General features: G+C 60.6%; 11 protein-coding genes and 1 tRNA gene. 5 read left to right on the top strand and 7 right to left on the bottom strand.

Annotation, left to right across the window (positions count from 1 at the left end; all coding sequences use genetic code 11):
* Window positions 1–75: 75 nt before the first annotated feature.
* The gene (locus ACQY1K_RS03175) at window positions 76–867 is read left to right on the top strand and encodes a DUF937 domain-containing protein (RefSeq protein WP_062453738.1); all 792 of its coding nucleotides are present in this window, start codon (window positions 76–78) and stop codon (window positions 865–867) included.
* A 98-nt stretch (window positions 868–965) separates the two neighbouring features.
* Here the strand turns inward: ACQY1K_RS03175 and ACQY1K_RS03170 are convergent, their stop codons facing one another.
* Complete coding sequence (locus ACQY1K_RS03170) at window positions 966–1,253, bottom strand: DUF1127 domain-containing protein (protein WP_062453739.1); 288 nt, start codon at window positions 1,251–1,253, stop codon at window positions 966–968.
* A gap of 212 nt (window positions 1,254–1,465) precedes the next feature.
* On the opposite strand from ACQY1K_RS03170, the gene ACQY1K_RS03165 reads away from it, so the two are divergent.
* Window positions 1,466–2,413 (top strand): LysR substrate-binding domain-containing protein, encoded by a 948-nt coding sequence (locus ACQY1K_RS03165; RefSeq protein ID WP_062580164.1) that lies wholly within the window; start codon window positions 1,466–1,468, stop codon window positions 2,411–2,413.
* Between the two features lie 24 nt (window positions 2,414–2,437).
* Here ACQY1K_RS03165 and ACQY1K_RS03160 read toward each other — a convergent pair whose 3' ends face one another.
* The 4 genes from ACQY1K_RS03160 to ACQY1K_RS03145 form a co-directional block, all read right to left on the bottom strand.
* Window positions 2,438–2,857 (bottom strand): MAPEG family protein, encoded by a 420-nt coding sequence (locus tag ACQY1K_RS03160; RefSeq protein WP_062453740.1) that lies wholly within the window; start codon window positions 2,855–2,857, stop codon window positions 2,438–2,440.
* 84 nt (window positions 2,858–2,941) lie between these two features.
* Window positions 2,942–3,313 (bottom strand): hypothetical protein, encoded by a 372-nt coding sequence (locus ACQY1K_RS03155; RefSeq protein WP_062453741.1) that lies wholly within the window; start codon window positions 3,311–3,313, stop codon window positions 2,942–2,944.
* Between the two features lie 133 nt (window positions 3,314–3,446).
* Complete coding sequence (gene guaB / locus ACQY1K_RS03150; protein WP_062453742.1) at window positions 3,447–4,931, bottom strand: IMP dehydrogenase; 1,485 nt, start codon at window positions 4,929–4,931, stop codon at window positions 3,447–3,449.
* 187 nt (window positions 4,932–5,118) lie between these two features.
* The gene (locus ACQY1K_RS03145; protein ID WP_425503192.1) at window positions 5,119–6,135 is read right to left on the bottom strand and encodes an MBL fold metallo-hydrolase; all 1,017 of its coding nucleotides are present in this window, start codon (window positions 6,133–6,135) and stop codon (window positions 5,119–5,121) included.
* A gap of 211 nt (window positions 6,136–6,346) precedes the next feature.
* Between ACQY1K_RS03145 and ACQY1K_RS03140 the strand changes: the two genes are divergently transcribed.
* On the top strand, window positions 6,347–7,768 hold the full coding sequence (locus ACQY1K_RS03140; RefSeq protein WP_192076467.1) for an MFS transporter: 1,422 nt from the start codon (window positions 6,347–6,349) through the stop codon (window positions 7,766–7,768).
* 2 nt (window positions 7,769–7,770) lie between these two features.
* On the opposite strand, the gene ACQY1K_RS03135 is transcribed toward ACQY1K_RS03140, so the two are convergent.
* Window positions 7,771–8,574 carry an RlmE family RNA methyltransferase gene (locus tag ACQY1K_RS03135; RefSeq protein WP_062579257.1) on the bottom strand — a complete coding sequence of 268 codons (804 nt, stop codon included), beginning with the start codon at window positions 8,572–8,574 and terminating at the stop codon, window positions 7,771–7,773.
* The gene (locus tag ACQY1K_RS03130; protein ID WP_174195675.1) at window positions 8,571–10,271 is read right to left on the bottom strand and encodes an exopolyphosphatase; all 1,701 of its coding nucleotides are present in this window, start codon (window positions 10,269–10,271) and stop codon (window positions 8,571–8,573) included. Before ACQY1K_RS03130 ends, ACQY1K_RS03135 begins: the two co-directional genes overlap by 4 nt.
* A 223-nt stretch (window positions 10,272–10,494) precedes the next feature.
* Between ACQY1K_RS03130 and ACQY1K_RS03125 the strand changes: the two genes are divergently transcribed.
* Both ACQY1K_RS03125 and ACQY1K_RS03120 read left to right on the top strand, forming a co-directional pair.
* A tRNA-Gln gene (locus ACQY1K_RS03125) sits at window positions 10,495–10,568 on the top strand.
* A 159-nt stretch (window positions 10,569–10,727) separates the two neighbouring features.
* The gene (locus ACQY1K_RS03120; protein ID WP_430258289.1) at window positions 10,728–12,800 is read left to right on the top strand and encodes a tyrosine-type recombinase/integrase; all 2,073 of its coding nucleotides are present in this window, start codon (window positions 10,728–10,730) and stop codon (window positions 12,798–12,800) included.
* Window positions 12,801–12,820 lie beyond the last annotated feature (20 nt).

Here is a 12,820-nt window from a genome sequence, read left to right as displayed (position 1 = left end):
TGGCCCGATAATCCGCTTTGAGGCTCTGCCTTTCCGGCTATAATGGGGCAATCACCCGTGCCGGAAGGGATGCCCATGCTGCCATTGTTCGACATGATGATGAAGGCCGGAGGCGGCCAGGGCGGCGGCGCATCCATGGAGGCCTTCGCCAAGCAGTTCGGTCTTGCCCAAGAGCAGGTTTCGGAGGCGATGGCGGCGCTGATGCCCGCCTTTTCCTCCGGCTTCAAGCGCAAGTCTGCAAACCCTTACGACCTTTCTGACCTGATGAGCACCGTGTTTTCCGGCGCCTATGGCAAATATTTCGAAGACATGGGCAAGGCTTTTACACCGCAGGGTAAGGCGGACGGCAATGCCGTGCTGGAGAAGCTGTTCGGCTCCAAGGAAGTTTCCCGCGCGATCGCCGCGCAGGTGGAGAAGTTTACCGGCATCGGCCAGGACATCATCGAGAAGATGATGCCTGGCATGGCCAATACGCTGATGGGCGGCTTCTTCAAACAGTTTACAGGGCAGATGGGGGCGCCTTTCGCGACCCAGTTTCCGGCCGGCGGCGATACGTTCGGCCCGGCGCTGGAGACGATGCAGAAGCAGTGGATGACCGCGATGGGTTTTGACAAGGCGGCACCGAATCCGGACGCGACGAGCAATCCCTTGGACAATCCCTTTGCGCAGGCGATGCGGGCGATGTGGGGCCTGGAAAAGCCAGAGCAGCCGCAGCCTTCCGCCACCGCTCCGGGCGCTGCCCAAACCTATGCGGATCTCGTCAACCGGATGTTCGACAGCGGCGTCGAGGCGAATAAAGGCTACCAGAAGAGCCTGGAGACGATGTTCGACGGTTACTTCGGCACTGGAAAAGCGGCCAAGCCCTGAACGAAAAAGTCACTTGAACGAAAAAGCCCGGCGCGGATAAACCGGCCGGGCAAAGGCAGGGCTATTGGCAATCGCCCTGCGGGGAAACTTGAGGCTCGCTAGAGCCGCTTGAAGCGTGTACGCGCATGCTCGCGGGCGGCACGCGTCAGAAGCCGCGACGGGTCATCCAGAACGCCCGAACGATCGAGCGCCTTCACCACATCGTGGCGTGTAATGCCGATATCTTCGAGCTGGTAATCGTCGAGGTCGTGAAGGGAATTGGCCTCGAAGCGATTTCGAAGAGCGCGCCATACGGATTTCGTTCGAAGCATGATCTGCGCTGCAAAGCTGGTCTTCGCTGCTGCACGGTAAAGCTTCAGTTCGGTTCCGTAGTTGGTCGTGCTCATCGGATCATCCTTTCGTAAGGCACGGAGAGGCTCACCCCTTCCACAACGGCTTTGCGGAAAGGTTGCCCTTTGTGAAGGCATCCGGGAGGAGGCCTTCACTGGTTCTGATTTTGCATCGTGTTTATGCGGGAAAATCTATTGATCAGTCCAACGAATGTTTCTAATGATATGCATCAATCGCTCTTATGAATGACGTTCATCTGGAGGCCCGCATGTCCGCACCGCTCGACATTGATCAGCTACACACGTTCATCGCCATCATCGACACCGGCAGTTTCACCAAGGCGGCCGATCGGGTGTTCAAGACCCAGTCGGCGGTGTCCATGCAGATGCGCCGGCTGGAAGAACGGATCGGCAAGCAGCTGTTTGCCAAGGACGGGCGCGGCAACCGGGTGACGGCCGAGGGCGAAAAGCTGATGAATTACGCAAGGCGCATCATCAGACTCAATAACGAGGCGATCGCCGCCTTCGACGACAACCGCCTGGAAGGTTCGATCCGGATCGGCACGCCGGACGACTACGCCGACCGCTACATGCCCGAAATCATCGGACGGTTTGCGAAGACGCATCCCAATGTGGAGCTCTACATCGTCTGCGAACCCTCGGTCAGCCTTGCCGAGAAGATGGCGCGCGGAGAGCTGGATATCGCGCTCGTCACACACAACCCGCGTCAGCGGATCTCCGACGTGGTTCGCACCGAGCCTTTGTGCTGGGTGGGTTCGGCCAACCACACGCTGAAGGACGACGCGCCGGTGCCGCTTGCGGTCGGTCGGCGTGATTGCCTCTGGCGCCAGCTTTCCTGTTCGGCGCTGGATGCGTCAGGCCGCGAATATCAGGTCCTGTTTACGAGCTGGTCGTCGACCGTCGTTGCGGCGGCCGTGCTTGCCGGCATGGCTGTCTCCGTCCTGCCGGAATCGGCGCTGCGGCCCGGCATGAAGGTTCTGACGGCTGCCGACGGTTTTCCGCCCCTGCCACCCGTGCAGATCGGCCTGATGAAGCGGCCGGGGGTCTCACCGTCGCTGATGAACGCCATCACCGACCATATCACCGCCTGCCTCGACAATATCTCGCCGGCCGTGGTGCCTGACGATCTCGATGCCGACACCAAGGCGTTTCCGCGCATGGTGCGGTCGCGCGGTTCGGTGATGCCCGGCTGGTAATGCAGACAAGAACGTCGCCTGCCCTCAGTTGAGGGCAAGCCACACGGCCTGCCAGACCCAGAGCGCGCCCAGCGTGAAAAAGCCCAGCATAAACAGCGGCCGGCGATAGCGCAGGCGATTGCTGGTCACATGCACATAGGCATGGGCATAGCGGGAGGCGACGAAGAGCCAGGAGAGCGCCACCGTGCCCCAGTTGTCTGCGGTTGACGCATAAAGCACCAGGCAGACGACGTGAAACAGCACCGGCAGTTCGAACTGGTTCTTGATGTTGTTGTGAACCAGCAGGCTTTCTGCCGGTTCCTGCAGGTTCTCGCGAAACTGCGCTACCTCGACGCGGCCCGACCTTACGGCGGCAACGCGTTTCTTCGACAGCATCCAGTAGAGACAGAAGACGAGCGCGACATGCGCGATCATCGGCCAGAGCGTTGCATTGGTGGAAAGCATTGATCCTCCTGTCGTCATAAGAATGCATAGACGAAGCAAAGGCCGCCGACAACGGGCCGACGGCCTTCGTGAGACAGACTTGGATTATCGCGGCGTCAGGGTTTCGGTGCCGGATCCGTCCTGGCCGGAAATCGTCCAGGCACCTTCCAGCACACCATCATCGCGCACCTCATAGACGACGAGGCCGACTTCGCCATCCAGCACGTAGCCTGCGGCAAAAGCGTTCTCATAGAGCATGCAGATGCCGTTCGACGTAGCCTTCTTGCCCGAACCCGTCTTCCAGACGATGGCACAGGTCGTCTCGCTGGTCAGCTTGATGGTGGCGGTGCCGTCATAGGCGGATCCGTCGAGATTGGTGCCCTCAACCGTGTACGCGCCGGCCTTGACGGTCTGCGCCTGGGCAGGCGCAATGAAAGCGGCGCCCAGAAGCACCGCAGCAAGAACTGTTCTCTTCACGAAAGTCTCCCCTTAAGTCGATCTCTATCGACGACGAGAAGATATCAAAATTTGTGCTGGCGGATACTGGGGGCACGAAATAAAAAGGGCCGGGCTACTATGCCCGGCCCTGTTGTTTTGGACGTCGCTACGTTCAGGCGCCGGAGCCCGGATAGTTCGGGCTTTCGCGGGTGATCGTCACGTCATGCGGATGGCTTTCGCGCAGGCCAGCACCGGAGATGCGAACGAAGGTCGCCTTCTCCTGGAAGTCCTTGATGTCCTTGCCACCCACATAGCCCATGGCAGCTTTCAGGCCGCCTGCGAGCTGATGGATGACGCCGGAAACCGGACCCTTGTAGGGCACCTGGCCTTCGATGCCTTCCGGCACCAGCTTCAGGGTGTCGCGGACTTCAGCCTGGAAGTAACGGTCGGCGGAACCGCGGGCCATGGCACCGACGGAACCCATGCCGCGATAGGCTTTGAACGAGCGGCCCTGGTAGAGATAGACTTCGCCCGGGCTTTCGTCGGTGCCGGCGAGCAGCGAGCCGATCATCACGGCCGACGCGCCGGATGCGATCGCCTTGGCGACGTCGCCGGAGAACTTGATGCCGCCATCGGCAATGACCGGAATGTCCTGCGCCTGTGCCGCCTCGACCGCCGACATGATGGCGGCGAGCTGGGGAACGCCGACGCCGGCGACGATACGCGTGGTGCAGATCGAGCCCGGGCCGATACCGACCTTGACGGCGTCTGCGCCTGCATCGATCAGCGCCTTGGTGCCGCTTGCGGTGGCAACGTTGCCGGCCATGACGCGGACGTGGTTGGACAGCTTCTTGACGCGGGTGACGGCTTCGAGAACGCGGGCCGAATGGCCGTGCGCGGTATCGACGACCAGAAGGTCGACGCCGGCTTCGATCAGCCGCTCGGCACGCTCGAAACCATCGTCACCGACGCCGATCGCGGCCGCGGCGCGCAGGCGGCCCTGCATGTCCTTGGAGGCATGGGGGTTGAGCTGCGACTTTTCGATGTCCTTGACGGTGATCAGACCAACGCAGCGGCCTTCGCCATCGATAACCAGCAGCTTTTCGATGCGGTTGGTATGCAGCAGGCGCTTGGCCTCCTGCTGATCGACGTTTTCCTTGACGGTGATGAGACCCTGATGGGTCATCAGCTCGTGGATCTTCTGGGCCGGATCCGAGGCAAAGCGCACATCGCGGTTGGTCAGGATGCCGACCAGACGGCCCGAGGCTTCGACAACAGGAATGCCGGAAATGTGAAACGTCTTCATCAGGGCCAGCGCATCGGCGAGCGTCGCGTCGGGGCCGATCGTGACCGGATTGACGACCATGCCGCTTTCGAACTTCTTGACCTGGCGGACCTGTTCAGCCTGCTCAACCGGGGTCAGGTTCTTGTGGATGACGCCAAGACCACCGGCCTGCGCCATCGCGATGGCGAGACGGCTTTCGGTGACGGTGTCCATCGCCGACGAGATGATCGGGATGTTCAGCTCGAAATCAGTGGCAATGCGCGTGGCGACGCTGGTCTGGCCCGGCAGGACTTCGGAATGCCCCGGCTGCAGCAGCACGTCATCGAATGTGAGGGCGTCGAGACCGGTCGGCGTTTCTATAATACGAGCCATTGCCAATTCCTTCGATCTTAAAAATGCGGGACCGCTCAGGACCGTGAATACGTCCCGACGTTCCGGCAACAATTGCTTGGAAGTTGGCGAGGGCTGGTAACACGATAATGACAGGAAGGGAACATTTAAAACCCGGAGGCAGGCCCTCCGGGTTTGCATAGCTGTGAATTTACCGCGTCAATATTCGTCAGATATCGAACTGGTAGCTCTTCGGCACGAAGCGGTAGCCGGTTTCCTGCTTTTCGGCGTAGCCGACGGCGGGGAACGGCATGTGGTAGCCGAGGAAGGCGACCTTGTCGGTGGCGATCATGTCGAACACGCGCTTGCGGGTTGCGGCCGCCTTTGCCTTGTCCATGTCGAACTTGACCTCCCAGTCCGGGCGCTGCAGCGACAGGACGAAGTGGTTGGCGGTATCGGCCGTGAGGATCAGGCGCTTGCCCTGCGATTCCACGTTGAAGATCATCATGCCGGGCGTATGGCCGGGCGCGAGCATGCCGGTGATGCCGGGTGCGACGTCGTCGCCCTCTCCGATGAAGGTCATCTTGTCTGCCAGAGGCTTCACATTGGCGAGCACGGACTTCTGATTGCCTTCAGCGGGCGTTCCGGCGCGGGCGCCGTCGACCCAGAAATCATATTCCGTCTGACCGGTGATATAGGTCGCCTTGGGGAAGGCCGGCTTGCCGTCTTCCATCAGGCCGCCGATATGGTCGCCGTGGAGATGGGTCAGGACCACTTTCGTTACATCGCCCGGCATATAGCCGGCAGACGCCATGCCTTCGACCAGACGGCCGGCACCCATGGCATGACCCGACTGGCCGAAGCCCGTATCGAACAGGATGACGTCGCTGCCGGTATCAATGAGCGTCGGGGAAAAGCCGTTGACGAACTGATCGGTCGGCAGAAAGTTGTCTGCGAGAAGCGCGCTGACGGTCTCGGCCGACTGGTTGGTTCCAAACGTCTCGTTCGGAGTGCCGGAAGCGCGGGAGCCATCCTTCACCACGAGAACATCGAAGCTACCGAGCTTGAATTTGTGAATGTCGGGAGGGGTTACGCGATCGATTGCCAATTTCTTCTCCTGTGCCAGCGCTTTGCTGCTCATCAGCGCCTGGCCACTCCATATAGCCGGCGCCGCGAGGACGGCCAGTCCGGCACTTCCCAGCAGCGTGCGGCGTTCCATGCCCTTTGGTTCGTCCTTGAACGTCATGATCTCATCCCTCCGTTTGAAAGCTTTCGGGGGTGCACTGAAAATGCCCAAGCCCCGCACACGAATAGATAACAGGCGACAGGCAAAGGGAAACAAGCCTCACGCAGACGTGACATGGTCTCCCGGAAATTGACATTGTGCAATTGGCTTCATGCCGGAACAGGTCTAGAGCGGGGACGTTGAAGTGCGTCGCGTATCGCAGGCCCTCCCCATGAACCGCATCATTCCGCTTATTCTGGCCGTCGCTCTGTTCATGGAGCAGATGGATTCGACCGTCATCGCCACCGCACTTCCCACCATCGCCGCCGATCTCGGGGTCAGCCCGATCACGCTGAAACTGGCGCTGACATCCTACATGGTGGCGCTTGCAATGTTCATTCCGCTGAGTGGCTGGATGTCCGACAAATTCGGGGCAAAGAAGATCTTTCGCCTGGCAATCTGCGTCTTCATCGTGGGCTCGATCCTCTGCGCAATCTCCGAGTCACTGCTGCAGTTCGTGATGTCGCGCTTCCTGCAGGGCATGGGCGGGGCAATGATGACGCCGGTCGGCCGTCTGGTGCTACTGCGAACGACGAAGCGCAGCGAACTTGTTTCCGCCATGGCGCTTCTGACGATCCCGGCGCTGGTCGGGCCTTTGACCGGGCCGCCGATCGGCGGTTTCATCACCACCTATTTTTCCTGGCACTGGATCTTCATCATCAACGTGCCGATCGGCATCGCCGGCGTGATCCTGACCGGCATCTACCTGCCGCACGTGCCGCCGGTGGAGACGCCTCGAATGGACTGGTTCGGCTTTCTGCTGACCTCGGTTGCGGCCTCCGGCGTCGTCTTCGGCCTGTCGGTGATCGGCCTGCCGGCGCTGCCGCCGGTCGTCGGCATCACGGCCACGTTTGCCGGCTTTGCCGCCTGCATTCTCTATTATTTCCATGCCAAGCGGCACCCGTTTCCGGTGCTGAACCTCACGATCTTCAACGACCGGGCTTTCCGTGCCTCCACCACCGGCGGCACGATGTTTCGCATCGCGACCGGGGCGATCCCCTTCCTGATGCCGCTGATGCTGCAGCTGGGTTTCGGCCTCAATCCGTTTCAGTCCGGCCTCATCACCTTCGCCGGTGCGATCGGTGCGCTGACGGTCAAGTTCCTTGCAAGGCGGGTGTTTGCGATGACAGGCTTTCGAACCGCGCTGATCTTTGCCGGCATCCTTGGCGCAGCATCGACGGCGGTCAACGGGTTCTTCACGCCGGACACACCCCATATCGTGATCATCGGCGCGCTGCTCGCGGCAGGGCTATTCCGCTCCCTGTTTTTCACAGGTGCCAATGCTCTCGGCTATTCGGAGATTACGGACCAGCAGGCGAGCCAGGCGACGTCCATGGCCTCATTCCTGCAACAGGTGAGCCTGGCACTCGGCGTCGCGTTTGCAGCCTTCATTCTGGAGATGTCGTCGACGTTTTCCGGCAGCCAGCTGGCGCTCGCGGATTTCCATCTCGCGTTCTTTATCGTCGCCGCTGTTTCGGTATTTGCGGTGATCCCAATCCTCAAGCTCGACCCGATGACCGGCGCCGACGTATCGGGACACCGGCGCGGAGTGCGCGTCGGACAGGTAGAGCCGACACCGGGAGCCGGCGAGTAAACTCAGTCCCGGCCGAAGCCCTCGTCGCCCGCCTGTTCCCGCGGATCATCCTGTGCTTCGTCTGCTGCATCATCGCCGGGATGGTCGCCGGCCGCTTCGTTGGCGAGCCTGTGGGCCTGACCTTTGAAGTGTTTTGCAAGCAGGAACATTTCCACCGATTCCTGGCGCGACGAGCCGGGCTTGATGTGGATGACCTGCTTGAAATTCTTCTTCAGCATGTCGAGAAGGTCCTTCTCGGTGCCGCCCTGGAAGGTCTTCGCCAGGAAATGTCCGCCCTCGCCCAGAACCGAGACGGCAAAATGCGCGGCGACTTCACACAGATGCATGGTGCGCAGGTGGTCGGTGCGGTGGTGACCGGTGGTCGGTGCCGCCATATCGGACAGGACGACATCCGGCGTGCCGCCGATCGCTTCCATCAGCTGGCGCGGCGCGTCGTCATCGAGGAAGTCGAGCTGCAGGATCTTGACGCCGGCAAGCGGCGCCATTTCAAGAAAATCGATAGCCGCGACGCGCATATCGTCATCGCTGGATTCGGTGACCTTGGCGGCGATCTGCGACCAGCTGCCGGGGGCTGCACCCAGATCGATGATGCGGCGCGCGCCCTTGAGCAACTGGTGCTTCTCGTCGATCTCCAGAAGCTTGAACGCCGCCCGAGCACGATAACCCTCGAGTTTGGCGCGCTGGACATAGGGATCGTTGATATGGCGCTCCAGCCAGCGGCGTGAAGACGCCTTCAGCTTGCCCTTCTTGACCTTCTGGCCAAGCTTGCGACCGGTGCGGTTGCCGCCAACGGATGGTTTCGTCATTGCTTGCGTCCCGTTTCCTGCGTCTGCCCGTGGCCTGAATTATTCGTCTGATGGTGGCCCTGGCCTGAACCGTTGCCTGACCCCTGGCCGAACCTTCGTCCCCTGCCGCGGCGCCAGACACCGTCATCAGCCATCATATCCGTCAAAAGACCTTCGCGCAGCCCGCGATCGGCAACCCGCATGCGCTGGCTCGGCCAGCGGCGGCGGATCGCTTCGAGGATGGCGCAGCCGGCAAGAACCAGATCGGCCCTGTCAGGACCGATGCAGGCATTGGCGGCACGGCCGGCGAAATCCCATGAGAGGAGCTTTGCCTGCATGGCGGAAACCTCGGAATCCGACAGCCAGAGACCATCGACCTTGCGGCGATCGTAGCGTGGCAGATCGAGATGGACGCCGGCAAGCGTGGTGACCGTGCCGGATGTGCCGATCAGATGAAAGTCCTCGGCACCCTGCTGGTGCGGGGAACCGATCGGCGGGCAATCGAACTTCGACAGCATGCCCTCGACCTCATCGACCATGCCGGCAAAGACGGCCGGCGTGACATCACGGCCGCCATGGCGTTCCGACAGCGTCACGACGCCGACCGGCAGCGAGGTCCAGTGGGTAATGTGGTTGGCGAGCCGCGACGAGCGGCTGTCGCCGATGCGGATGACCGCGATTTCAGACGAACCGCCGCCGATATCAAACAGCACGACGGAGCGGGCCTCGCGACCGACCAGCGACGAGCAGCCGGACACGGCAAGCCGCGCCTCGGTTTCGCGATCGATGATTTCGAGCTCGAGACCGGTTTCCTCTGTCACCCGTGCCAGAAACGCCTCTCCGTTTTCGGCAGCGCGGCAGGCTTCGGTGGCAATCAGCCGCATGCGGCGGATCGGCCGGTGCGCAAGTTTCGACGCGCACACGCGCAAGGCATCGACGGCGCGATCCATCGCTTCCGTCGACAGGCGACCGCTTGCAGCCAGCCCCTCGCCCAGACGGACAATGCGCGAAAACGCGTCGATGACCCGGAACTGGCCCGGCCGCGTCGGCTGGGCGATCAGGAGACGGCAATTGTTGGTGCCGAGATCAAGGGCTGCATAGAGTTCGTCGCGGAAGCCTGCGAACTTGTCGGCGCCGGGAGAACCGTGGCTTTCATGCCCGAGCGCCGCATAACCGGCATGGCCTGCGGCCGAAACCGTCTTGGCGGTGACCAGCGGTCCCTGCTTGGCCTGCGTCAGCGGCCGACCCTGCGGGCCCCGACCGGCACGCTTCTTCTTGCGGCTCTGATTGCGATCCTGCTGCGGGCCCTGCTGGCGCGGCTGCTTTCCGACCGGCTTCGCGTCACCGCGCAAGCCTTCGCCCGCCGACGCATCAGCACCAATCGGTCGATCGCCACTCTCCGCAGATGGATTCGGCGCATGTGCGGAGTTCTCCGTGACCGCGGAGCGCGAACGGGAGCGACGGCGCTTGCGCTTGCGCGGATGCGGTGAGCCCGGCTCTGGCCGCCCTCCGTCGGACGTGCCACCATCCGGTTTCATGCCGTGCGAGCGTCCGGCCTGGCCGGCCTTTTCAGCCGGGCTTGCGTGCGCCATCGACGCCGCGTCACGGTCTTTGCCGTTTCGCTTCGCCTTGCGGCGCCGGGAGTTCTTGACATCCCTGCGCAGTTCCGCCGACGCCCCGCCTTCCGGCGGCTTTCCGCCGCTATCGGGGTTCATCACTTTATAAGTCCATCTCGCCGCGCAACACTTTGAAGCATGCAGCTGGCGTCTGATCGTTTCGTTGACCTGAAGATAACAGCCTCAGGCGCATTCGCCAACGGCTTTTTAGGGCGCGGCAAGCAGGACCAAAAATGATGTCGATTTTTTTCACAAAGGGTATTTGCAAGCGTCAAGTGTTTGGTTATAAGCGCCGCACACCGATGAGCCACAAGGCTTTTCCTGCTGGGGAATAGTTCAACGGTAGAACGACGGACTCTGACTCCGTTAATCTTGGTTCGAATCCAGGTTCCCCAGCCAATTCTCCCTAAAAGCCCGTAATTCCTTGATTTTCCAGTCGTGCCGGATATCGTTTTGGCATCATTGGCGACCTGATGCCCAGAACTGGTGCCCAAAGGTGATGCCCACGCCGCCCGAGCGCGGTGTGCCAGGCCTTGGGGAAAACACAGGGCAACACCTATGGCCGTACGCCACGAGGTCGAAAATCTGATCCGTCGAGGAAACATCTTCTACTGGCGGGCTCGCATACCGGCCGCCTTCCTATATTGCCGTCCTGGCAGTCGTCTTTCACTCAGCCTTCATTGTTCTGATCATAAGAAGGCTCAGATCATCGGCCGGACGCTTAATACCCGGCTCGCCGAACTAAAGATGAATTCGAAGGAAGTGATGACCACCAAGCAGCAGCTTCAGAAACTGTTCGAGCATATCCGTGACGGAATGCTCGGTAAGCTCGAGGACATCAGCTTGATGGCCAAGCGGGAGGGTCGCGCTGGTCACGTTTCCGAGATGGAACTCGATCTCGTAGCCGGTTGGGCCTACCGCCTCCTGGCCAAATTTGGCGCGCGCAGACCCCTCCCGTTAGAGGGCGACTGTATTGGGCTGAAATATCTCTTGAAGCATGGTGTGCCGGTCTCTCATATCGATGCGATCCGTGCGAACCATGTTGACGGATTGAAAGTGGCGGCGAACCCCGCGGTGGAAGCCGCTGTCCGGAACCTGATGGTCTCATTCGGCATTCCCGACGACGTCGTGAACCGGGAGCGGGCCATGACAAAGTTTTTCGAGGCCCGCTCAGACGCGTTGTTCGACATCGACCACCGCCATGAGTTGGTGGATAGAAGCCTCAGCGATTTTTTTGGCGGCAGCCGGGTGGCCGAGAGCACGCTGGAACCAACCGCAGCCACCACTTCACCACTCGCGCCTTATGAGGAGGTCCTGGAAAGACCGCCTACACAATCCACACAGGAAGAATTACCTGAAATCGCCCATCTCGATCTTTCACCCTCTCAGCCTGGCTTGCAAGCGACTACGCGTCTGGATGCAGAGCCGAGCCGCAGAGCGGTTGCAGTCGCAGACTTCGAAGACGAATGCCAGAAGCTGATCGCCAATATGGGCGTTGAATGGGTTCCGGCTACCGCCAGAGATGCGATGGCTCTTGTACGAACGTTCAAATCCGTCCTCCTTGAGCACGGCGTCGAGCATTCTGGGCAGATCGAGCAGTATCACCTTGGCATGTTGCGTCAGCACTTCAACGACATTCCGACTCACTGGGGCAAGAGCAGCCGGATGCGGGGAATGACGGCCCCCGAGCTTCGCGCAGAAGGCCGGCTCATGAGGGAAAAGGCCGAGGCAGAGGGCAAGAAACCGGAGGTTGGGCTGAGCGCGGCGACCATCCGAAAGCACCTTGGCAATCTCACGCATTTCATGAAACATCTGCGAGGCCACGGATATGTCATGGACGATTGGACGCTCGTTGGGCTTAGGCCTCGTAAACCAAATGCAAGCTTGATTCGTGAACAGCAATACAAGCCGACGCCGCAGGATATCGCCCCAATTTTTTCAAGCCCGATCTATGTTGGATCTCGCGATTTCGACAGGGGTCGGAAGAAACATGGGTCTAAGATCTTCCATGATTCCGTTTACTTTCTGCCGCTTCTCTTCACCTATCTAGGGGCACGTCGCAAGGAATTTGCGGGTTTAAGTGTCAGTGATATCGAGCGCGATGAAGACGGGTTCGTCATTGTCATTCAGTCAAACCAGATTCGCCGGCTGAAAAACGGACAATCGAAAAGAGTGCTTCCACTCCCAGACGAACTCGTACGCCTGGGCTTCATTCAATATCAGACAGCGATCAAGAAGCTCGGCTACGAGGCTCTCTTCCCTGATCTGTTTTCGGATAAAACGGACAACGACCCAGGCGATCGGTTCTATGATATCTTTACGCCCATCATGCGGGGAGCGCTTGGTCAAAACATGTGGGAACGAGCACTGCATGCGTTGCGGCACGGCATGGCTGACACGCTAAAGCAGGCAGGTGTCACAACGGAGGTCATCGATGATATCTCAGGCCGGATAAGCATGGGCAGCGAGACGAACATGCGTTACACGAACCCGGCGGGCATTCCATTGATGCGCAGCGCTTTGGCTAAATACCCGATCATCACATCAGTCATCGAACCAAAATCCCTGCAGCTTCTTCCTTGGATAGCAGAAAGACAGCCGCCCCCTTGGGCGCGTGGAGGAAAGAAATAGGGCATGCCGAGGGTCGGAAA

The organism is Neorhizobium sp. IRS_2294 (genome assembly GCF_050500145.1).
Taxonomy (GTDB): domain Bacteria; phylum Pseudomonadota; class Alphaproteobacteria; order Rhizobiales; family Rhizobiaceae; genus Neorhizobium; species Neorhizobium soli.
This window is presented reverse-complemented; position numbering and strand designations above follow the sequence as displayed.